This window comes from Cognatazoarcus halotolerans (assembly GCF_009800965.1).
Lineage (GTDB): Bacteria > Pseudomonadota > Gammaproteobacteria > Burkholderiales > Rhodocyclaceae > Cognatazoarcus > Cognatazoarcus halotolerans.
Genome location: NZ_WUAF01000001.1, coordinates 589,212 through 607,469, shown reverse-complemented (window position 1 = coordinate 607,469; position 18,258 = coordinate 589,212). Strand labels below are relative to the sequence as shown.

Below are 18,258 nucleotides of genomic sequence, written 5' to 3'. Positions count from 1 at the left end.
CGACTGTAAAAAAAACCGACGCATCGTGTCGGTCTTTTTCGTTTGATTGCCGAGGGGCGTTTACGGCTGCTTTCCTTACGCGGGCGCGCGGCGGGACCTGAACATCGAGACGACGAGTGTCACGATCGTGAGCGGGATGACGAAGCTCAGCATCGCACTGGAGAACGCCGGCAATGCCGAATGCTGCTGTGCCCTGAGGATCAGGAAAGCAGTGTAGGCAATGTAATACCCGAGAAAGAGCACGCCTTCCCAGCGAGCGATCTCGCGGCCGGTCAGGAATACCGGCAGGCACGCGAAAGTGACGGCCAGCAGTACCCACAAGTCGAAGCTCAGCGCGGCCGGCGGAACCGGAATCCCTTTGGCCGAGGCGAGACCCGCGAGGCCGAGGCAGCCGAGAATGTTGAAGAGGTTGCTGCCGATCACGTTGCCCACCGCGATGTCGCGTTCTCCTCGCAGTGCCGCGAGCGTGGAGGTGGCGATCTCGGGCATCGAGGTTCCGATGGCGACCACGGTGAGGCCGATCACGAGATCACTCACGCCGAGTGCGCGTGCCACCTCCACTGCCGCGCCCACCAGCCAGTCGGCGCCCAGCACCAGCAATCCGAGTCCCCCGGCGACGAGGGCCAGCTGCACGCCCCGGTGCCGGTCCCAACGCGCGTCGGTGGGCATCTCGTCCTCGAACTCGCCGGCAGTCCCGTTCGCGGTGCGGCGGGACTGTACGATCAGAAAGGCGGTATAGCCGAGCATCAGGCACAGCAGCAGGGCTGCCTCCGGTCGACTGATCACGCCGTTCCAGGCGAAGCCGAGCAGCAGCAAGGTGACCCCGATGAGTATCGGTACTTCCTGGCGGATGATCTGGCCTGCCACGCTGAGCGGGATGATGACCGCGGACACGCCGAGGATCAGCAGGGTGTTGGCAATGTTGCTGCCGATTACATTGCCTACGGCAAGATCCGGCTTGCCGTCCAGCGAGGCGCCTACGGATACCGCCATCTCGGGGGCGCTGGTTCCGAAAGCAACGATTGTGAGGCCGACTACCAGCGGCGAAATGCCGGAGGACAGGGCGATCCTGGAGGCGCCACGGACCAGCGCTTCGGCGCCTGCGACCAGGCAAATCAGGCCGAGCGCGAACATCATGATTTGGTCAAACACGAATTACCCTGCGGAAGTGGACCGGCAGCTGTCGGAGCTACGCCGCCGGTTGGTTCGATGGTTGGCCGGGGCGCCGCACGGCGGCCGCCGTCCCGGGGGCACCGCTTGCGCGATGGCGATAAGCCCCGTCAAGCCGTATTCAGGACAGCCGGCCCGGGACAATGTTCTTGTCGACCCACTCGAGCATGTCGCGCCAGATATCCTGCATTTCCGATTCGGGCGGCATGCGGTTGGCGTTTGGCAGCTCGATGGTGATGACCGGAACGTTCTTGTGAACGCCGCCATAGTTGCCCAGTGAGCCGGGATATATGCCGAGGCGGTTGAGGCGAAGGTGGCCGAAACGGCGCGGCTCTTCGGCAGGTCCGTCGAAGTCGAGTACGCCATAGGGGGCGTGGATCGAGACGATGACATCGGGCCGGAAGCTTTCGATCTCGCCCTGCAGCCAGCGTGTTTCCGGTTCGGATCCGGCCTTGTTTCCGGGGAAACGGCGCGGATCCTTGCGGGTGCGCTTGGACCAGTACTCGTGGGCATCATGCTGCCAGTCGGGGGTCGAGAAGTTGCGGTTCAGGTCCACGCCATTGGCGTTCATGCGTTGCGGCGGATCGGAAAGCAGCCCGTCGGGATTGGCGAGCGGTACGATCCGCCAGTGATGCTGGCGGGCCTCGGGTTCGCCAAGCCACTGCATCCAGCGGAAGACGATCGAGGTCGACGTCAGTTCGTCGCCATGAATGCCGCCGATCACGAGAATCCGGGTGGAACGGCTCGATCGGGCGATGGATGCGGATTTTCGCGGTGGCGACGGGGGCGCTTCGTGCGTCATCAGCGCGACGCCCTTGATGGATCGGCTAGAGGCGGACTTGAAGCCCATCTTGGCGCAGGGCATGGCGCGTACAGTGGACAGGCGCTGGCCGACGAGATTGCACCAGTCGTCGGCGTCGTTCGCGGCCGACGCCGAGGCAACGGTGAGTACCGAAAAAAGGGTCAGAACAAGCCTGACGACGGGATTGCGTCGAGGCTGGCGGGGTAGGTAATTGGCACGCATGCTGCGCAGTTTACCTCCCCGCCTTGCGGATTACAGCCCTGCGTCGGCGCGAAGTGCCGCCGCCTTGTCCGTGGCTTCCCAGGTGAACTCCGGCTCGTCGCGGCCGAAGTGGCCGTAGGCCGCCGTCTTGGAGTAGATCGGTCGCAGCAGATCCAGTCCGGCGATGATGCCCTTCGGCCGCAGATCGAAGTGCTTGCGGACCAGGTCGACGATGAGCTCGTCGGCCACCTTGCCGGTGCCGAAGGTGTTCACCATCAGTGAAACCGGCTTGGCGACGCCGATCGCGTAGGCCACCTGGACCTCACAGGTGTTTGCAAGCCCCGCCGCCACGATGTTCTTGGCGACATGGCGCGCGGCGTAGGCAGCCGAGCGATCCACTTTCGAAGGGTCTTTGCCCGAGAACGCGCCGCCGCCGTGCGGGGCCGCGCCGCCATAGGTGTCGACGATGATCTTGCGGCCGGTCAGGCCGCAGTCGCCGTGCGGACCGCCGATGACGAAACGGCCTGTCGGATTGATCAGATAGCGCACGTTTTCGCTGAGCAGTTCCTTGGGCAGAACCGGTTTGATGATCTCCTCGATCACCGCTTCCGACAGCTGGGCATGCGAGATGTCGGGGTCGTGCTGGGTGGATACCACCACGGTATCGATCGCTACGGGCTTGCCTTCGATGTACTTGACCGTTATCTGGCTCTTCGCATCCGGGCGTAGCCAAGGCAGGCGGCCATCCTTGCGGAGCTCGCCCTGGCGCTGCATGATGCGGTGGGAATAGTAGATCGGCAGCGGCATCAGCGCAGGCGTCTCGTCGCAGGCATAGCCGAACATCAGGCCCTGGTCGCCGGCGCCCTGGTCGAGATTGTCGTCGTTGGCGTTGTTGACCCCCTGTGCAATGTCAGCCGACTGCTGGTTGATCGCGGTCAGCACGGCGCAGGACTTGTAGTCGAAGCCGATGTCCGAATTGTCGTAGCCGATGCGGCGGATGACGTCCTGCACCACCTCGCGATAGTTGATATGCGCCTTGGTGGTGATCTCGCCCGATATCACCACCAGACCGGTCGATACCAGCGTCTCGCAGGCGACGCGCGCATGCGGGTCGTCAGCCAGGATCGCGTCGAGGATACCGTCCGACACCTGGTCGGCGACCTTGTCGGGGTGTCCTTCGGAAACAGACTCGGAGGTGAAAAGAAATTCCTTGGCCATTGCAAAATGCTCCATAAAACAAAAATCCCCAGATGATTCCGGCGTTGCCGGCTCCGGGGATTTCGTCGAGCGGCGACGCTTTAGCAGTATTTGTTGGCACGTCTCCGAAGAGTGGCCCCGCCCTGCAAGTTGTCGAATTAACTCGGCGGAAGCGGCTATTATAGCCGTCCGTTGCGTTCAGTAAACCATGTCCGTGCAACGGTTTTCGTGACCGATTACCTTATTCAGACCAGACGACCTCGCCATTGCTGCTTGCCCGCCTGTTCCATTTCCTGTCGCATCGCTCGTTGGCCACGCTGCACCGACTCGGCGCTGTCGCGGGATGGCTGACCTATTGCTTGTCGCCAAAATACCGTCGGCGTCTGAAGGGTAACCTTGCCCAGGCATTTGGTGGCTCCGTGCCGGAAGGTGTCGTCCCCGCGGCGGTTCGTGGTGCGGGCGAGCAGGCCATGGAACTGCCCTGGGTGTGGCTGCGCAGTCCTTCGGAAGTGATCGATACGGTGAAGGTGTCGGGCTGGGAACTGGTTGAGGAGGCGAGGGCCAATCGGCGCGGCATACTGTTCCTGACACCCCATCTGGGCTGCTTCGAGATATCGGCTCAGTTCTATGGTTCGCGTTATCCGATCACGGTTCTCTACCGTCCGCCAAAGCGGGCCGAGCTGCAACCGCTCATCGAGGCTGGCCGCGGTTCGCGGCCCGGCATGCGGCTCGCACCCGCGGACCTCGCCGGGGTACGGAGGCTCATCAAGGCGTTGCGGGCCGGCGAGGCCGTCGGCATGCTGCCCGATCAGGTGCCGGGAAACGGCGAGGGGGTGTGGGCGCCGTTCTTCGGCAGGACGGCGTATTCGATGACCCTTGCCGCACGACTGTCCGAGGTCTCCGGTACCGTGGTGATCATGGCCTGGGCGGAGCGCCTTCCGCGCGGTGCCGGTTACCATCTCTGGCTGTCCGCGCCGGAGTCGCCGCTCGAGGGCGACACCGAAACGCGGGTCGCTGCCATCAACCGCGAGATGGAGCGGCTCATTCGCCGGAAGCCGGAGCAGTACCTGTGGGGCTACAACCGCTACAAGGCGCCGAAGGGGGCTGCGCGGCCGGAGTCGCAATCATGAAACGCTGGGTTGCCGAGCTGCCCAGCCGCATGCTGGTCGCTGTCCTGTGGCTTCTGCACTGGCTGCCGCTGTCGCTGCTGGCGCCTTTGGGAAATGCCCTTGGGCTGCTGCTCTATGTGGCGATCTTTCCGCGCCGGCGAGTTGTCCGGACCAACCTGCGACTGGCGTTCCCCGAACTTGGTCAGACCGAACGCGAGCGCATGGCGCGGCGGCTTTTCGCCAACCTTGGGCGGACGCTGCTCGAGCGCGGCCTGCTGTGGTGGGCACCGCGCGCGCGCCTCGAACGACTGATCCGCGTGGAGGGGGAGGAGCGGGTGCGAGCGCTTCTGGCGGCCGGGCGGCCGGTGATCCTCATGGCTCCGCATTTCGTCGGGCTCGACATGGGCGGCACCCGGGTGACCATGCTGTTCGACATCGTCAGCATCTATGCACGACAGCGCAACAGGGTGATCGACCGCTGGCTGTACCATGGCCGCAGCCGCTTCGGCGATCAATTGCTGCAGCCGCGCCACGAGAGCATCCGCGCCACGGTCAAGGCGATGAAGGCCGGCCGGCCGTTCTACTACCTTCCAGACATGGATCATGGCCGCAAGGAGTCGATCTTCGTGCCGTTCTTTGGGGTGCAGACCGCCACGATTACCGGTCTCCCGCGTTTTGCTCGCATGGCCGATGCAGCCGTGGTCCCATGCGTGACGCGTCTGCTGCCAGGTGGTGCAGGGTATCGGTTGAGCTTTGGCGAGCCCTGGGAGAACTTTCCGTCGGGCGACATCGAAGCGGACGTGGCCCGTATGAATGCGGAGATCGAAGCATTGGTGCGGACCATGCCAGAGCAGTACTACTGGGTTCACAAACGGTTCAAGACTCGTCCCGACGGCGAGCCCCGGCTTTACTGAGCGCGCTCCTCGGCGCTCGCCAGGCGGCGCAGCACGATAGGGAACGCAGCGCTGCCGACCAGCGCAATCCCGGACACCAGGAACACGATCCCTGCACCGTCCTCGGCCAGCAGCGGATGCCAATGGCGGCCCGCGCCGAACATCAGCGCCAGGCCGAACAGTGCGGCTGCTGCACCGCACAGGGCCATGCTCCATGCGAGCCAGGGTGTGCCGGAGGGCCGCGAGGCGGAATGCTCGGGCGCGTTTGATTCGGTATCGGTCATTCGCTTATCGTCTCAGAGGGCTTGCCGCGAGGATACCGCCGCATGAGGTACGCCAGAAGGCGATGACAGCACTTTGTCGTGAGTCCGTCGTTTCGGTGCGGCACAATCGATGCCCATGTACTAGCCTGAAACAGACAAGCCGTTTGCCTGTGCTTTCGCGGCAAGGCGTGAGCCCGGAGTCGCGCGATGAAGAGTCAGTTGCGAAGTTTGTGCCCTTCCCGGTACTCCGGTGCAGCGTGCCGCGCCGCAGGTGGTTTGCCGTGCAGTTGAAGCCAAACATCTTCATTTCCTACCGCCGCGAAGATGCCGGCGGTTATGCCGGCAGGCTGGAAGAAGGGCTCGAGCGGACGTTCGGTCCCGAATCGGTATTTCGCGACGTGAGCGATCTGCAGCCCGGGCAGTCCTACCCCGCGGTACTCGAGCGGCGGATCCGGTCTTCGGTTGCGGTGCTGGTGCTGATCGGGCCGCGCTGGCTCGATGCTCGGCGCGACGGCGTTCGTCGCCTGGGGCAGCCGGACGACCTCGTGTCGCGCGAAATCAGCGTTGCGCTGGCTGGCGGCAAGCCGGTGATCCCGGTTCTGGTCGCGGGGGCGGCGATGCCGGACGAGACGGTGCTGCCCGCGGCGCTCAAGCCGCTCGCCGGGCTGCACGCGATCACGCTTGAGGACGAGGGCTGGAGCGACAGTCTTGGCCGTCTCGCGGGGGTCCTCGCGCCGCTGCTCGCCGCTCGGCCGTCACGGTTGCGGCGTTGGAGCGTGCGCCTGGCTGCGGCCTCCCTGGCATGCCTGGTCGCCGGGCTGGGCGCCTGGTGGCTGATGCCTTCGACGGAACCCCGGTTGGCTGGGACTTGGCAGGCCCGGGTGACATACGACTGGGGGGATAGCTACGCTGAGCGGTTCGAGTTTGAGCGCGTTGGGGGGCGCTGGGAAGGAATGGCCAGCTATCTGGGTACGCCCAGGGTGATGGAGTCGCTCCGTATTGACGGTCGGGAAATCCATTTTGAAACCGTCAGCGAGGTCGTTGCCGGAGAAGAAACCCGCATGCTTCGTCATCGCTACGACGGTGAGCTGGCCGGGAATCTGATCCGGTTCAGGCTTGTCAGCAGCGGTGGTTTTTCAACGTATCGTCCGATCAGCTTCGAGGCGGGCAGAGCCGCCGGAGCAGGACCCTAGCGCGGCCGACCGCATGGCAGTGGACCTTGATGACGCGCTGCGGGACAATCGCCCGATCAATTTGCTGCGATTGGGATGCGATGCGACTTCGTTTCACAAAAATGCAGGGCCTGGGCAACGATTTCGTGGTTGTCGATGCGCTCAACCAGAAGATCCAGCTGGACGCAAAGCAGGTACGCTTTCTTGCCGACCGGCATTTTGGTGTCGGCTGCGATCAGCTCCTCGTGGTTGAAGCTGCTTCCGCGGATGACGTGGATTTTCGTTACCGGATCTTCAACGCAGATGGTGGTGAAGTCGAGCAGTGTGGCAACGGCGCACGTTGCTTCGTCAGGTTCGTGCATGACAAGGGTCTGACGGGGAAGCGCGAAATCCGTGTCGAGACCCGCTCCGGAATCATCACTCCGAAGCTGGAGGCGGATGGCAACGTGACCGTGGACATGGGGGTGCCGGTTCTCGACCCGCAACGGATTCCCTTCCTTTCGGATTCGACCGCGGTGGTTCAGCCACTCGAGGTGGCCGGGCGCAGCGTGCCGATCACGGCGGTCAGCATGGGAAATCCGCACGCCGTGCAGGTCGTGGCCGACGTTGATGCGGCACCGGTCGCGACCGAGGGGCCGATCATCGAATCGCACCCGCGCTTTCCCGCGCGGGTCAATGCCGGTTTCATGCAGGTGGTGGATCCGCACCATATCCGCCTGCGGGTGTTCGAGCGCGGTGCGGGAGAGACACTGGCCTGCGGTACCGGTGCCTGTGCCGCAGTGGTGGCGGGTATTGCCCGCAATCTGCTCGAATCGCCGGTGAGCGTCGAAACCCGGGGCGGCATCCTGTCCATTGCCTGGGGCGGGGTTGGTACCCCGGTCCTGATGACCGGGCCCGCGGTGAGCGTATTCGACGCCGAAATCGAGTTGCCCTGAAAGGAAGAAACATCGCGATGAGCATGAATGCCCAGGACGTAGCAGCGTATTTGCAGGAAAATCCCGCTTTTTTCGACGAGAATGCCGATCTGCTGGCGCATTTGTCGGTGTCGCATCCGCATAACGGACAGGCGATTTCACTGACCGAGCGGCAGCTTCTCGCGCTGCGCGAAAAGATCCGGCAACTCGAACACAAGTTCGCCGAATTGATCCGGTTCGGCGAAGAGAACGATGAGATCGGTACCAAGACCCACCGTCTCGTGCTGAGTTTGCTTGTTGCGGATGATTTCGATGCGGTCCGCCATGCGCTGATGTCACATCTCCAGGATGATTTCGCGATTCCCCATGTTGCCGTGCGCATCTGGAACAGCGTGCTCAAGAAGTCGGGGCCGGAGTTCGGCCCGGTTTCCGATGAACTCGGTTACTACGCCGGCGACATGAATCATCCGTATTGCGGCGAGCCGACCAACCTCGAGGTGCTCGAATGGTTTGGTGAAGCCGGCCCGCTGGTGCGCTCGGTGTGCCTGGTGCCGCTGCGCCGCGATGCACAGGTTTTCGGCCTGCTGGCCCTCGGCAGCGAAGAGGCGGAACGTTTCTATCCGGAAATGGGCACGCTCTACGTCACCCGGCTCGGCGAATTGCTGAGCGCAGCCCTGCAGCGTCAGCTTGGCTGACGTACGGGATTCCGGGCCGGAGGCGTTCGCTCCGGCGGTCGAGCGCTACCTCGCCTACCTCGCTAACGAAAGGCGTGCCAGTACTCACACCCTGGCGGCCTATCGCAGGGATCTGGCGCGCCTTGCCAGCCTGACCGAGGATCGTTCTCCCGCAGCGCTGCGCAGTCACGACATCCGCCAGTTTGCCGCACGACTTCATGCGGCTGGTCTTGGCGGGCGTTCGATTGCCAGGGTGTTGTCCTCGTGGCGAGGATTCTTTCGTTGGCTGGTGCGTCTGCACGGCTTGCCGGCCAATCCGGTAGAGGGCGTCCGCGCGCCGCGCGCACCCAGCCGTCTGCCCGGCGTGTTGAGCCCGGATCAGGCGGGCGCCTTGCTTGACGCCGTTCCCGATGACGTCCTCGAGGTGCGCGATCGCGCAATGTTCGAGCTGTTCTATTCGAGCGGCCTGAGGCTTTCGGAACTCGCCGGGCTAGATCTTCTGCAGGATGCGGACCTCGCCGTCGGGGAGGTCACCGTGACCGGCAAGCGTGGCAAGACCCGTACGGTGCCGGTGGGCGCCAAGGCGCGTGACGCGCTGCAAGCGTGGCGGGCGGTACGTGACCAACTTGCCGCACGCGGCGAGTCGGCCCTGTTCGTAAGCCAGCGTGGCGGGCGTTTGTCCACCAGCATGATCGGCCGGCGCCTCGAAAGATGGGCTAAGAAGCAGGGGCTGGCGGTGCATGTCCATCCGCACATGCTGCGTCACAGTTTTGCGTCGCATGTGTTGCAGTCGAGCAGCGATCTGCGTGCGGTGCAGGAACTGCTGGGGCATGCCAGCATCCGTACCACCCAGATCTACACCCACCTGGATTTTCAGCACCTCGCCAAGACCTACGACGCGGCCCACCCGCGGGCTCGGCGCAAGCCTGGCAAGCCCTGAGCGGTCGCACGCAGCAAGTCAGTTCAACATCTTGCCGAGCAGGTTGAAGAAGCGCTCGTAGAATTCCGGCTTGGCCACCGTTTCGGCAGCCTTCTTCGACAATGTGTCGCCGTTGGACGTCCACGGCAACGAAATGGAGCCGACCCCCGATACGCTCAGGCCCGCGTTCGAGCTGCTGGCCTTGAGCGCGTAGGCGGTCTGCACAGCATTCGCGTAGGCCATGCTGCCGCCTTCCTTCCTGTCCATGCACACGACGGTGAGTTCGAGCGTGAGGTGCTCATCGTCGTCGGGCTGGTAGGCCTTGATGCCCTTGATCGAATAGTTCGTTTCTTCGGTGAGCCCGTAGCCCTGGCTCAGCAGTACCTGGCGGGCGGCGATGCAGGTGACAGCTGCATCGGTCGGGTAGCGGCGCGCGTAGGGCGACGATTCGCTGAAGGATTCATCCTCGTATACCGCGGGCCCGCCGCACGCGCCGAGCAGGATTGCCGCTGTCGGAATTGCGATCATGGACCGGATCTTCATATCCATACCCTCAATCGAAAGGTATGCGGAAGTCTAAGCCGATTGAAGCGTGGCGGCTACGCCCCGCGCTCAGGGCATGAAGGTGTCGATCAGTGCAAAGAAGCGCCGGTAGAACTCGGGGTCGGTCACCGTCTGCTCGCCGACCTTGACCAGTGAATCATTGGTGGTGTTCCACGGCAGCGAGATCGAGCCGATGCCGGAGACAGTGAGGCCGGCATTTGCCGCGCTGGCCTTGAGCACATAGCGAAGTTCGCGCCCGTTGGCGAAAATCGCGGCACGTTCGCCCTCGCCGCCCGAAGGCACGCAGAATATTGACAGCACCAGTTTGACCTGCTGGTCGCTGACCGGCTGGAATGCCTTGGTGGCCTGGACCTTCATCGCTTCCTCGGAATCGATCAGGTAGCCCTGACTCAGCAGCGCACGTCGCCCAGCCTCGCAGGCGACCTCCGGCGTGGTGGCAAAGCGCTGTTCGAACGGCGAGGAAGGGTCGAAAGCTTCCTTGCGATAGACCTGGGGAGACGGCGACGAGCAGGCGGCCAGCGCCAGCATTGCGCAGAGGAAGAAGCGGGTGCGCATGAAACTGCTAGGAGGTGATGGTGCAATGAATCGGATGGAGCGCAGCGTAGCAGAGATTGCCGTTCTCCGGCGGGTGCCGAGGGCGATTCGGACGCCTGATTTGTAACCGGAAAGCCGCGAGCCGACGACCGGTAACCCGGGTTGCAGCGGCGGACCGACTGGGAGATCGCGGCCGAAGCCGCTAAACTCCGCTTCCTCCGATCCAGTCTCTTCGCGCAGGCTCGTCCGCAATGGCCCAACTCATTCTCAAGCCCGGCAAGGCCCGCTCGCTGCTGCGCCGTCATCCATGGATTTTCGCCGGCTCGGTCGACCGTCTCGACGGGCGCGCCCGCGAGGGCGACACGGTCACTGTGGTGGACGCCGAGGGCACCGAACTCGCGCGTGCGGCGTGGTCGCCCGAGTCGCAGATCCGCGCCCGTGTGTGGAGTTTCGACCCTCAGCAGGCGATCGATCACGCCTTCTTCAAGCGTGCCGTCGCCGCTTCCGTGGCGCGTCGCCAGACTCACCCGTGGCTGGCCGGGCAGGAAGGGGTGCGACTGATTCATGGCGAATCGGACGGGCTGCCCGGTGTGATTGCCGATCGCTATGGCAAGGTCGTGACGCTGCAGCTCACCAGCGCGGGCGCCGAGAAATGGCGCGAGGCGATCGTCGCGGGCATTGTCCAAGCAACCGGCTGCGAGGCGGTGTTTGAACGCTCCGACTCCGAGGTGCGCGGTCGCGAAGGTCTTGAAGCGGTGACCGGCTGCGTGCATGGGGCGTTGCCCGACGGCGTCTTGAGCATCGTCGAGAACGGCGTGCGCATGGAGGTGGATGTGGTCGGGGGACACAAGACCGGGTTCTACCTGGATCAGCGCGACAATCGACTGCTCACCGGGCAGCTTGCCGCCGGGCGCGATGTGCTCAACTGCTTCTGCTACACCGGCGGGTTTTCGCTGCAGGCACTCTCCGGCGGGGCTCGCTCGGTGTTGTCGATCGACTCGTCGGCGCCGGCGCTGGCCAGCGCAGCGCGCAATCTCGCCCTCAATCCGAAGCTTGACGCCGCCCGTGCCGAATGGCGCGAGGACGACGTTTTCAAGGCCCTGCGGACGCTCAGGGAAGAAGGTCGGCGCTTCGACATGATCATTCTCGATCCGCCCAAGTTCGCCCCTTCGGCAGCCTACGCCGAGCGTGCCGCACGGGCCTACAAGGACATCAATCTGTCGGGTTTCCGACTGCTCAGTCCGGGGGGCATCCTGATGACCTATTCCTGCTCGGGCGGGGTGGGACTGGAACTGTTCCAGAAGATCGTCGCCGGTGCGGCCTCGGATGCCGGCGTCGAGGCACGCATATTGCATCGCCTTGGCGCCGCGCCGGATCACCCCGTCGGCCTCGCGGTTCCCGAGGGCGAATACCTCAAGGGTCTGGCCTGCCAGGTCGCGTGAAGGGAGGCCGGATGAGCACCTCGAGCCCGCCGCCCGCAGACGGACGCGGTACGCGCGCGGCGCTGGTCTTTGCCCTCGCGGCCGAGCGTCTGTCGATCTGGTACGAGCACGGCCAGTGGCCGACCGAGGGTCAGGGTGCCACGCTGGCCGCCGATTGGCTCGGCCGTACCGGGCGTAGCCTGCCGCTCGCCGAGCGCCGCCATCTGTCGAATCTGAGCGACCAGCTGGCGCGCAGCATGGCCGGGTCACTGTCGCGCGAGGCGGGGCTGTTCGCGGTGCACGAAATGATGGAAGCGCTCGACCCCAACTACGATTCCGAACTTGCCCGGTCGCTGATGGCGGAGTGCGAGCGCTTGCTCGATGGCGAGGCGGGCGAGCGGGACGGGGCCTGACCCCGTTCTAATTGGACGCCGCTGCAAGCCGCCGCGTGAGGGCGGGCAGGCGGGCGAGCGCGGCCACGGCGACCAATGCAAAGGCCAACCTTGCCCACAGTATGCCGACCAGATCGGCACCGGTAAGCATGACCAGCAGGGTGTCCTCGATGAGGCTGTGGGCAAGGCCGAGAAAGGCCATCGTGAGAAAGACGTCGCGGTGCGCGAGATGACCGCTCCGTACTTCGCGCAACAGCAGGCCTGCGCCGAAAGTGAGCCCCAGGGTCACGCCGATCACGGCAATGTTGGTGGCTTCGCCGCGAATGCCGATCAGTCGCAGTACCGGCGAAAGCGCGCGATGGATCGCCCGTTCGACGCCGATTCGTCGCAATAGTCGCAGCAACGCCATCAGGGCCGCGATCACCAGCAGGATCATCAGCAGCATCTGCACCTGCTCCAGCGCCCAGTCGGCAAACGTGCCGTTTCCGCCTGTTCCGAAATCCACGAAGTGCGCGGGCGCCGCGAGCCACCCTGTCGCGCGGCAGACGAGGTTGACCGAGGCTGCCAGCGCCAGCGCGCCGCCGAGCCGGATTGCCAGCGTGGCGCGCCAGCTCACGCCCGCGGCGCGCGCTACCGCGGCCTCTACCGGCAGCGAGTGGGCTACCAGCATCAGGCAGCCGAGTACCGTCACCTGAGCACCGCTCAGATCCAGTCCGCCGTTGAGCTGCGAGAACACCGCAAGTCCGGTGTAGATGTTGGTGAGCAGCGTCGCCGCCCACACCAGGCCGATCACGTCCGGTAGTCCGACCAGCGTCATCAGCGGCGCCAGCGCCTTGGCCAGCCAATGCGTGGCGCCGCCAAGTTCGAGTGCCTTGACCAGCAACAGCGTTGGCACCATCAGACGCAGCAGGCTCCAGTACACCGCGAGTATCTCGCTCGCAAAGGTGGCAAGCACGGCAAGAAGGGGTGGGTGGCGAGGGGGCTGCGGCAGCATGGGGAGCGTCTGACAAGGAAACGGTGGAGAGCTCATTGTGCCGTGCGGTAAGGCAAATAATTAGCGAAATTTCGATCAGAACTTTTCAAAAAATTCGCTATTGTCTGTCTGTGAGAAATAAATGGAATGTGTCGTGAGCCTTGATCGTATCGATCGCCGTATTCTCGCGCTGCTCCAGCAGGACGCGGGACAGACCAACCAGGCGCTCGCCGAGCGCGTGGGCCTGTCGCCGCCATCCTGCCTCAAGCGTGTCCGCCGGCTCGAGCATGATGGTTACATCCAGCGTCGCGTCGCACTACTGTCGCCCGAAAGGCTCGGTCCGCTGCTGCACATCGTCGTCGAGGTGACGATGGAACGCGATCGCAAGGACCTCTATCAACAATTCCTGCGCCGTGCCCTCGGTCATGCAGCGGTCAAGCAGTGCTATCAGGTTACCGGCGAGATCGATTTCGTCCTGATCGTCGTCGTTGCGGACATGGACGCCTACGATCGTTTCTGCGATGAGGTCCTCTACGCCGATCCCAACATGCGCAAGTTCCGCACCCTGGTGTCGCGCTTCAGGAACAAGTTCGAAACGGGCTTCGATGTGGGCGCATGAAGGAGGTTCGATTCCGACCCTTCACCCGGTCGGTCCCGGTTTCAGGGGAGGCGGCGCGCTGTGCTGCCGTCCGCGATCGCCGCAGCCAGCGGTTTCGGATGACCGAGATAGTAACCCTGCGCTTTATGCGCCCCGAGCTCGCGGAGCGCCGCGAACTCGGCGGCCGTCTCGACGCCTTCGGCGACGATCTCGCTTCCCGTGTCGTTGCCGAAGCGTACGACCGCCGTTGCCAGCGCCCGCTTGCCCGGGTCGGTATCGATGTCACGTGTGAGGCTGATGTCCAGCTTGATGAAGTGAGGTTGCAGCCTGAGGATATGCCGGAAGCTCGAATATCCGGCACCGGCATCGTCAATCGCGATACGCACGCCCAGTTTGCGCAACGGCGCGAGCATGGCTCTGACCGCGTCGTACTCCTCGATTGCTTCATGCTCGGTAATTTCAAGCACGATCCGCTCGAGCGGGAAACCGTGCAGGCTGTCGATCAGCCGCTCGGCCGGAATGCCCGGCGAAATGTTGAGGCTCACGTAGGGATCCTGCCCCAGGCCATCCAGTCCGTTCAGCGCTTTTCGAATCGCCAGCAGTTCCAGGTCATCACACAAGCCAACGGCCGCCGCTTCCCTGAACCATTCGTCCGGGCCGCGCAACGGGGCCGCCGAGAAGCGAGAAAGGCATTCGTAGCCGGCCACCTGTTCGTTCGCAACATCGACGATGGGTTGATAGACCATCGAGAGTCCGTCGCCGTCCAGCACCTGCCTGACCCGACCGATCATTTCGCTCTCTGCCTGTTCCGTATCAGCTTCCTTTTGTACCCGCCCGGCGATCAGGTCGGCAATGATGCGGATGATGGCCTGGTCGCGATTCGTCATGGCCATCGGGCGCCGGCTGAAGCAGCAAACCGTGCCGTACAGCTGCCTGTTCGGCAAGACGATCGGCGCCCCGAGATAGGCCCCGACCGGCAGTCGTCGGCAGAGCGCCAGTTTGGCCGTGTCGGGGTATTGACTACTGTCGTTGATGACAAGCGGCAGACGTCCATCAGCCAGGCGTGCGCAGAAGGTTTCTTCCAGCGGATCGGTATCCCCGGCGCGTATGAGCGGGGCATCAAGGCCGCTATCGACATGCTCGAATACCCGCAGCCCTTCGGCAAACCGGGATACGAAGGCCACATCCATTTCCAGATGCTGCCTGATTGCCCGCAGGATTCCGGGTACGGACTCCGCGGTCGACGAGCCCAATCTAGGTCGGATGATGTCGCGAAGCGGCATGCGCTTTTTCCCCCTCGTAGCGGTATTGTCGGCCGTGCCGCGGTTTGCCATTCGCATGATCGCCCCGTCGGTGCAGCCATCGGCCCGGCGAGCGTCCGGAGAGTCGCCGTGCATACCCGGGCGTGCTCTCGCTGGCCGGGCAGAGCTGAGATCGATAGATGCATCTTATGCCAAAAGTGGCAAGCTGTTCGGTCCGTCGAGGGGCGCAGGGTTCCTCATTCCATCTCGATTTCCGCGCATGTCGCTGGATTTGGCCGCATTCAGCCGGATCATTTTAGGCGAGCGAGTCAACGTGGCTCACCTGTAGCGTGGCGCCGCACTGGGTCGCGGTGGCCTTTCGGGGGGCCGGCCGGCGTCCGGGCCGATTCAGTTTGTGCTTCCTCCGTGACATGCGCTCATGCGAGACTTGCGCCTGAAAATGCTTCGATGCGTGTGAGCGCGCGAGGCTGTCTCCAGGAAATCAATCATGCTTTCAATAACCGATCTGCTCGATTTCATCGATCTGGACGTCGAAACCGTCCGCGCGGTGAGTCATGCCACCGGGCTCGCGGCCGAGGAGTCCGCGGTGCTTGCGCAACAATTGTTGAGCTCCGCCCAGGGTCTCTCGGTGCTGCACCATATGTTCCTCGACCAGATCGCGGATGCCGAAGCGAATTTCCATTGGTCCCGCGAGAAGGAAATGCGCCGTGCCTACGCCTATTTCTCGCGCAAGTACCCGTTGCCAGGGGTGTCACGGATCGATTCGGGCGCGCGCGGCGAATAGTGCTTGTCGAGCCCTGCCGTGTCGTGCCGCGGGCAGGTGGATTCACCGCTGCTCCCTGCCGACACGAGGATGTGCCGAGTCCGGTTGCAAGGCATCACGCACACCCGCATCGCGGCGCACTCGCGTCTCTTGCCGCCGTCGTGGGCGAACATCCGGTTGATCCTTGTGAGCAAGCCAAGATCGCAAAGCGCTAACGGCCTGCGGGCATCATCGCCCCTCCGGGATGGTTCATTGTTCGAGGAAGTGGCGGCAATGCCTTCGAGACGCCGGTTCCAACGCGTGGAGCAGCGGTCGATGATTGCCAGGTGTCGTTTCAGTCGGACTGACAAGGGGGCGACATGATCGTCGAACAGGCGGGGCAGGAGGACGTTCCTGCCCTGTGTCAGTTGTTGTGCACGCTGTTTGCCCAGGAGGTGGAGTTCCGGCCGGACCCGGCCGCGCAGCGTGACGGCTTATTGCGGATCATTGGTCACGAGGCGCTCGGCGCGGTGTTGGTCGCGAGGCGGGAAGGCCGGATCGTCGGCATGGTAAGCCTGCTATTTACCGTGTCGACCGCGCTTGGCGGGCGCGTCGCGCTGCTCGAGGATATGGTCGTCTACCCGGCCGAGCGAGGCGTGGGTGTCGGTAGCCGGCTGTTACGGGAGGCGCTTGGCCTGGCCCGGGAGCGTGGTTGTCGGCGCATCACGCTGCTTACCGATGGCAGCAATGACCTTGCGAAGGCTTTCTATGCAAAACACGGCTTCGCCGTCTCGGGCATGGTGCCGATGCGCCTGTTGCTGGACTGAGAAGAAAGCGCTCGCGGCTCAGGGGGCTGCCACGCAACGCATCTCGGGGGCCTGGTAGCCCCAGACGATGGTCGCCTCCCCGTGCCATTCCCAGAGGGACTCGTTGCGGCCGGCGTAGCGGCTGCCGCTGGCCGAGGGTTGTCGGTACATCAAGGCGGTTTCAGCCCCGCGTTCCGCGATCAGGGTGGGCGGATCGGTGTCGAACCAGTAGGCAAGGACCGTGTCAGCCCTCCGGCCGTCGCAGGTGTAGCGGGTCGGGCCGGTGTGTGGAACGAGGCGGTAACGGGCCTGCAATTCGGCAATGCGTTGCCGATAGCTGTCGAGTGTGCAGCGACGTTGGTCGCTTGACTTCCAGCATGCATCGCGGGTCTTCATCCAATCCGCCTGTTCGGTCTGCAGCCGGCGGGGGTGCTGGCCTGTCGCCTTGCGCGTCGCAGCGGCGTAGGTAGCGGCGATCCGGCGATCGAGGGTGGCGAGTTCGTCGTCCGAGCAGATCAGCGACGCGATGGTGCTGACCGCGGGGCTGCTGCAATCGGATGAGGGCGGGGGGGCGGCCGCCGCGCCGCCGGAGAGCGCAAAAATGACGCCGATGGCGTGACGACAGTGACGCATCATGGTTGGCTCCGGGGCGCATGTCCGGCCGTTCCGCGCCAGCCGGGCGTTGGGCCTTGCTCGCCGAGCATCAGGGCTGCGGCCATCATCGCGATCGCCATGACCAGCGCCGCAAAATAGCGGCGATGCCAGCCGGTGCTCTTGCGGACCATCGTCCCGCTGCCGAAGTTTCGCAAGGCACTGATTCCCAGAACTGCGACCAGCAACAAGGCGGCACCCAGCAGGCGTGCGCTCCAGCCGACCAGGTCCACCCCGATTGAAGGGTCCCACCGCGACGGCATGAAGAATCCGCGCCCGGTGAGGAGATAAGCGCCCATGAGGAAGCACAGGGTGATGATGATGACCTGCAGCGTGCGCACGGCGCGTCAGTCGGCTGGGCCGAGCAGTCGGGTAACGAGTCCGATCAGGGCGTCGCCGAGGCGCGTGTGTTCGCCTGCGTCGAGGTGGACGCCGTCGACCGCGCTCGACTTGATGACGCTGCCGGCGTCGAAGAAATCGCAATCGAGGTTGTCGGCCACCTGCGCAAGGGCCTGGCCGAGGCCCACGCACTTGATTTCGCCGCCGCCGAATTTGTCGGCCATGGTGCCGGCGGGCTTGCCGATCGGTGGCGGGGCGACGATCAGGATGGGGGGCGCCGGCATGCCTGGCTCGATTGGCGCGCGGCGTATTTCTTCGACCAGGGCTGCGACCCCCTGGGCGGCATGCCAGGCCTTGTGTGGATGCATCGACTGGAAATCATTGTTGCCAAGCATGAGGATCACCAGTGCCAGCGGAGAATTCACTTCGATGCGCTGGGCGAGGCCGACGAGGCCATTGCGGCCTGCCTTGAACGGATCGTCCCAGACGGTACGGCGGCCATTCAGGCAGTCCTCGATGATGCGTACGTCGCGGCCGCTTTCCTGCAGTCGTAGTTCCAGGCGGCCAGGCCAGCGCACCGCGAAGGGATGGCGGCCGCGGCTTCCGGGAACGATGCCCCAGGAAAGCGAATCGCCATAAACCAGAATCTGCTGCATCGTCCT

At 64.3% G+C, this 18,258-nt stretch carries 22 protein-coding genes; 11 read left to right on the top strand and 11 right to left on the bottom strand.

What is annotated here, in order from left to right; all coding sequences use genetic code 11:
• Positions 1-75: 75 nt before the first annotated feature.
• The 3 genes from GQB03_RS02885 to metK form a co-directional block, all read right to left on the bottom strand.
• A complete protein-coding gene (locus tag GQB03_RS02885) occupies positions 76-1,152 on the bottom strand; it encodes a calcium/sodium antiporter (RefSeq protein ID WP_159683931.1) in 1,077 nt (358 codons plus the stop codon).
• 139 nt (positions 1,153-1,291) lie between these two features.
• Entirely contained in the window at positions 1,292-2,194 is a 903-nt protein-coding gene (locus GQB03_RS02880; RefSeq protein WP_200832073.1) for a M14 family murein peptide amidase A, read from the bottom strand.
• A gap of 30 nt (positions 2,195-2,224) precedes the next feature.
• Positions 2,225-3,391: a methionine adenosyltransferase gene (metK, locus tag GQB03_RS02875; RefSeq protein WP_159683928.1), complete on the bottom strand. Its 1,167-nt coding sequence runs from the start codon at positions 3,389-3,391 to the stop codon at positions 2,225-2,227.
• A 245-nt stretch (positions 3,392-3,636) separates the two neighbouring features.
• Here metK and GQB03_RS02870 point away from each other — a divergent pair, with 245 nt between their 5' ends.
• Together GQB03_RS02870 and GQB03_RS02865 are read left to right on the top strand one after the other, a co-directional pair.
• A complete protein-coding gene (locus GQB03_RS02870) occupies positions 3,637-4,500 on the top strand; it encodes a lysophospholipid acyltransferase family protein (RefSeq protein ID WP_159683925.1) in 864 nt (287 codons plus the stop codon).
• Positions 4,497-5,393 carry a lysophospholipid acyltransferase family protein gene (locus GQB03_RS02865; RefSeq protein ID WP_159683922.1) on the top strand — a complete coding sequence of 299 codons (897 nt, stop codon included), beginning with the start codon at positions 4,497-4,499 and terminating at the stop codon, positions 5,391-5,393. The genes GQB03_RS02870 and GQB03_RS02865 overlap by 4 nt, the downstream gene beginning before the upstream one ends.
• On the opposite strand, the gene GQB03_RS02860 is transcribed toward GQB03_RS02865, so the two are convergent.
• The gene (locus GQB03_RS02860) at positions 5,387-5,656 is read right to left on the bottom strand and encodes a hypothetical protein (RefSeq protein WP_235026910.1); all 270 of its coding nucleotides are present in this window, start codon (positions 5,654-5,656) and stop codon (positions 5,387-5,389) included. The genes GQB03_RS02865 and GQB03_RS02860 overlap by 7 nt on opposite strands.
• Before the next feature lie 260 nt (positions 5,657-5,916).
• Between GQB03_RS02860 and GQB03_RS02855 the strand changes: the two genes are divergently transcribed.
• The 4 genes from GQB03_RS02855 to xerC all read left to right on the top strand — a co-directional run bounded on the left by GQB03_RS02855 (position 5,917) and on the right by xerC (position 9,335).
• A complete protein-coding gene (locus GQB03_RS02855) occupies positions 5,917-6,828 on the top strand; it encodes a toll/interleukin-1 receptor domain-containing protein (RefSeq protein WP_159683919.1) in 912 nt (303 codons plus the stop codon).
• 80 nt (positions 6,829-6,908) lie between these two features.
• Positions 6,909-7,742, top strand: coding sequence for a diaminopimelate epimerase (gene dapF / locus GQB03_RS02850; protein WP_159683914.1), 834 nt, complete (start codon positions 6,909-6,911; stop codon positions 7,740-7,742).
• 17 nt (positions 7,743-7,759) lie between these two features.
• The gene (locus GQB03_RS02845; RefSeq protein WP_327516020.1) at positions 7,760-8,416 is read left to right on the top strand and encodes a DUF484 family protein; all 657 of its coding nucleotides are present in this window, start codon (positions 7,760-7,762) and stop codon (positions 8,414-8,416) included.
• The gene (gene xerC, locus GQB03_RS02840; protein WP_159683909.1) at positions 8,409-9,335 is read left to right on the top strand and encodes a tyrosine recombinase XerC; all 927 of its coding nucleotides are present in this window, start codon (positions 8,409-8,411) and stop codon (positions 9,333-9,335) included. Before GQB03_RS02845 ends, xerC begins: the two co-directional genes overlap by 8 nt.
• A gap of 18 nt (positions 9,336-9,353) precedes the next feature.
• Here xerC and GQB03_RS02835 read toward each other — a convergent pair whose 3' ends face one another.
• Both GQB03_RS02835 and GQB03_RS02830 read right to left on the bottom strand, forming a co-directional pair.
• On the bottom strand, positions 9,354-9,842 hold the full coding sequence (locus GQB03_RS02835; protein ID WP_159683904.1) for a DUF2242 domain-containing protein: 489 nt from the start codon (positions 9,840-9,842) through the stop codon (positions 9,354-9,356).
• An 84-nt stretch (positions 9,843-9,926) separates the two neighbouring features.
• Entirely contained in the window at positions 9,927-10,433 is a 507-nt protein-coding gene (locus tag GQB03_RS02830; protein WP_159683900.1) for a DUF2242 domain-containing protein, read from the bottom strand.
• A gap of 230 nt (positions 10,434-10,663) precedes the next feature.
• On the opposite strand from GQB03_RS02830, the gene GQB03_RS02825 reads away from it, so the two are divergent.
• Positions 10,664-11,854 carry a class I SAM-dependent rRNA methyltransferase gene (locus GQB03_RS02825; protein WP_159683895.1) on the top strand — a complete coding sequence of 397 codons (1,191 nt, stop codon included), beginning with the start codon at positions 10,664-10,666 and terminating at the stop codon, positions 11,852-11,854.
• Positions 11,855-11,865: 11 nt separating this feature from the next.
• Positions 11,866-12,246, top strand: a complete 381-nt coding sequence (locus GQB03_RS02820) for a hypothetical protein (RefSeq protein ID WP_159683890.1) — start codon at positions 11,866-11,868, stop codon at positions 12,244-12,246.
• A gap of 7 nt (positions 12,247-12,253) precedes the next feature.
• Here GQB03_RS02820 and GQB03_RS02815 read toward each other — a convergent pair whose 3' ends face one another.
• Positions 12,254-13,219, bottom strand: coding sequence for a nucleoside recognition domain-containing protein (locus tag GQB03_RS02815; RefSeq protein ID WP_200832072.1), 966 nt, complete (start codon positions 13,217-13,219; stop codon positions 12,254-12,256).
• Between the two features lie 133 nt (positions 13,220-13,352).
• On the opposite strand from GQB03_RS02815, the gene GQB03_RS02810 reads away from it, so the two are divergent.
• Positions 13,353-13,817: an Lrp/AsnC family transcriptional regulator gene (locus GQB03_RS02810; protein ID WP_235026909.1), complete on the top strand. Its 465-nt coding sequence runs from the start codon at positions 13,353-13,355 to the stop codon at positions 13,815-13,817.
• Positions 13,818-13,858: 41 nt separating this feature from the next.
• Here the strand turns inward: GQB03_RS02810 and GQB03_RS02805 are convergent, their stop codons facing one another.
• The gene (locus GQB03_RS02805) at positions 13,859-15,079 is read right to left on the bottom strand and encodes a sensor domain-containing phosphodiesterase (RefSeq protein ID WP_159683879.1); all 1,221 of its coding nucleotides are present in this window, start codon (positions 15,077-15,079) and stop codon (positions 13,859-13,861) included.
• Positions 15,080-15,545: 466 nt separating this feature from the next.
• Between GQB03_RS02805 and GQB03_RS02800 the strand changes: the two genes are divergently transcribed.
• Positions 15,546-15,842 (top strand): hypothetical protein, encoded by a 297-nt coding sequence (locus tag GQB03_RS02800; protein WP_159683873.1) that lies wholly within the window; start codon positions 15,546-15,548, stop codon positions 15,840-15,842.
• Positions 15,843-16,180: 338 nt separating this feature from the next.
• The gene (locus GQB03_RS02795) at positions 16,181-16,627 is read left to right on the top strand and encodes a GNAT family N-acetyltransferase (RefSeq protein WP_159683869.1); all 447 of its coding nucleotides are present in this window, start codon (positions 16,181-16,183) and stop codon (positions 16,625-16,627) included.
• Between the two features lie 18 nt (positions 16,628-16,645).
• On the opposite strand, the gene GQB03_RS02790 is transcribed toward GQB03_RS02795, so the two are convergent.
• The 3 genes from GQB03_RS02790 to GQB03_RS02780 are packed head-to-tail and all read right to left on the bottom strand — an operon-like array spanning position 16,646 to position 18,252.
• Positions 16,646-17,242, bottom strand: a complete 597-nt coding sequence (locus GQB03_RS02790) for an MliC family protein (protein ID WP_159683866.1) — start codon at positions 17,240-17,242, stop codon at positions 16,646-16,648.
• On the bottom strand, positions 17,239-17,598 hold the full coding sequence (locus GQB03_RS02785) for a hypothetical protein (RefSeq protein WP_159683863.1): 360 nt from the start codon (positions 17,596-17,598) through the stop codon (positions 17,239-17,241). Before GQB03_RS02785 ends, GQB03_RS02790 begins: the two co-directional genes overlap by 4 nt.
• Positions 17,599-17,604: 6 nt before the next feature.
• Positions 17,605-18,252 carry an SGNH/GDSL hydrolase family protein gene (locus GQB03_RS02780; RefSeq protein WP_159683860.1) on the bottom strand — a complete coding sequence of 216 codons (648 nt, stop codon included), beginning with the start codon at positions 18,250-18,252 and terminating at the stop codon, positions 17,605-17,607.
• Positions 18,253-18,258 lie beyond the last annotated feature (6 nt).

Coding starts and splice junctions, on each gene's coding strand:
- GQB03_RS02880 (WP_200832073.1), bottom strand. CDS start 2,194: ATGCGTGCCAATTACCTACCCCGCCAGCCTCGACGCAATCCCGTCGTC.
- metK (WP_159683928.1), bottom strand. CDS start 3,391: ATGGCCAAGGAATTTCTTTTCACCTCCGAGTCTGTTTCCGAAGGACAC.
- GQB03_RS02865 (WP_159683922.1), top strand. CDS start 4,497: ATGAAACGCTGGGTTGCCGAGCTGCCCAGCCGCATGCTGGTCGCTGTC.
- GQB03_RS02860 (WP_235026910.1), bottom strand. CDS start 5,656: ATGACCGATACCGAATCAAACGCGCCCGAGCATTCCGCCTCGCGGCCC.
- dapF (WP_159683914.1), top strand. CDS start 6,909: ATGCGACTTCGTTTCACAAAAATGCAGGGCCTGGGCAACGATTTCGTG.
- GQB03_RS02845 (WP_327516020.1), top strand. CDS start 7,760: ATGAGCATGAATGCCCAGGACGTAGCAGCGTATTTGCAGGAAAATCCC.
- GQB03_RS02835 (WP_159683904.1), bottom strand. CDS start 9,842: ATGATCGCAATTCCGACAGCGGCAATCCTGCTCGGCGCGTGCGGCGGG.
- GQB03_RS02830 (WP_159683900.1), bottom strand. CDS start 10,433: ATGCGCACCCGCTTCTTCCTCTGCGCAATGCTGGCGCTGGCCGCCTGC.
- GQB03_RS02825 (WP_159683895.1), top strand. CDS start 10,664: ATGGCCCAACTCATTCTCAAGCCCGGCAAGGCCCGCTCGCTGCTGCGC.
- GQB03_RS02820 (WP_159683890.1), top strand. CDS start 11,866: ATGAGCACCTCGAGCCCGCCGCCCGCAGACGGACGCGGTACGCGCGCG.
- GQB03_RS02815 (WP_200832072.1), bottom strand. CDS start 13,219: ATGCTGCCGCAGCCCCCTCGCCACCCACCCCTTCTTGCCGTGCTTGCC.
- GQB03_RS02805 (WP_159683879.1), bottom strand. CDS start 15,079: ATGCCGCTTCGCGACATCATCCGACCTAGATTGGGCTCGTCGACCGCG.
- GQB03_RS02800 (WP_159683873.1), top strand. CDS start 15,546: ATGCTTTCAATAACCGATCTGCTCGATTTCATCGATCTGGACGTCGAA.
- GQB03_RS02795 (WP_159683869.1), top strand. CDS start 16,181: ATGATCGTCGAACAGGCGGGGCAGGAGGACGTTCCTGCCCTGTGTCAG.
- GQB03_RS02790 (WP_159683866.1), bottom strand. CDS start 17,242: ATGATGCGTCACTGTCGTCACGCCATCGGCGTCATTTTTGCGCTCTCC.
- GQB03_RS02780 (WP_159683860.1), bottom strand. CDS start 18,252: ATGCAGCAGATTCTGGTTTATGGCGATTCGCTTTCCTGGGGCATCGTT.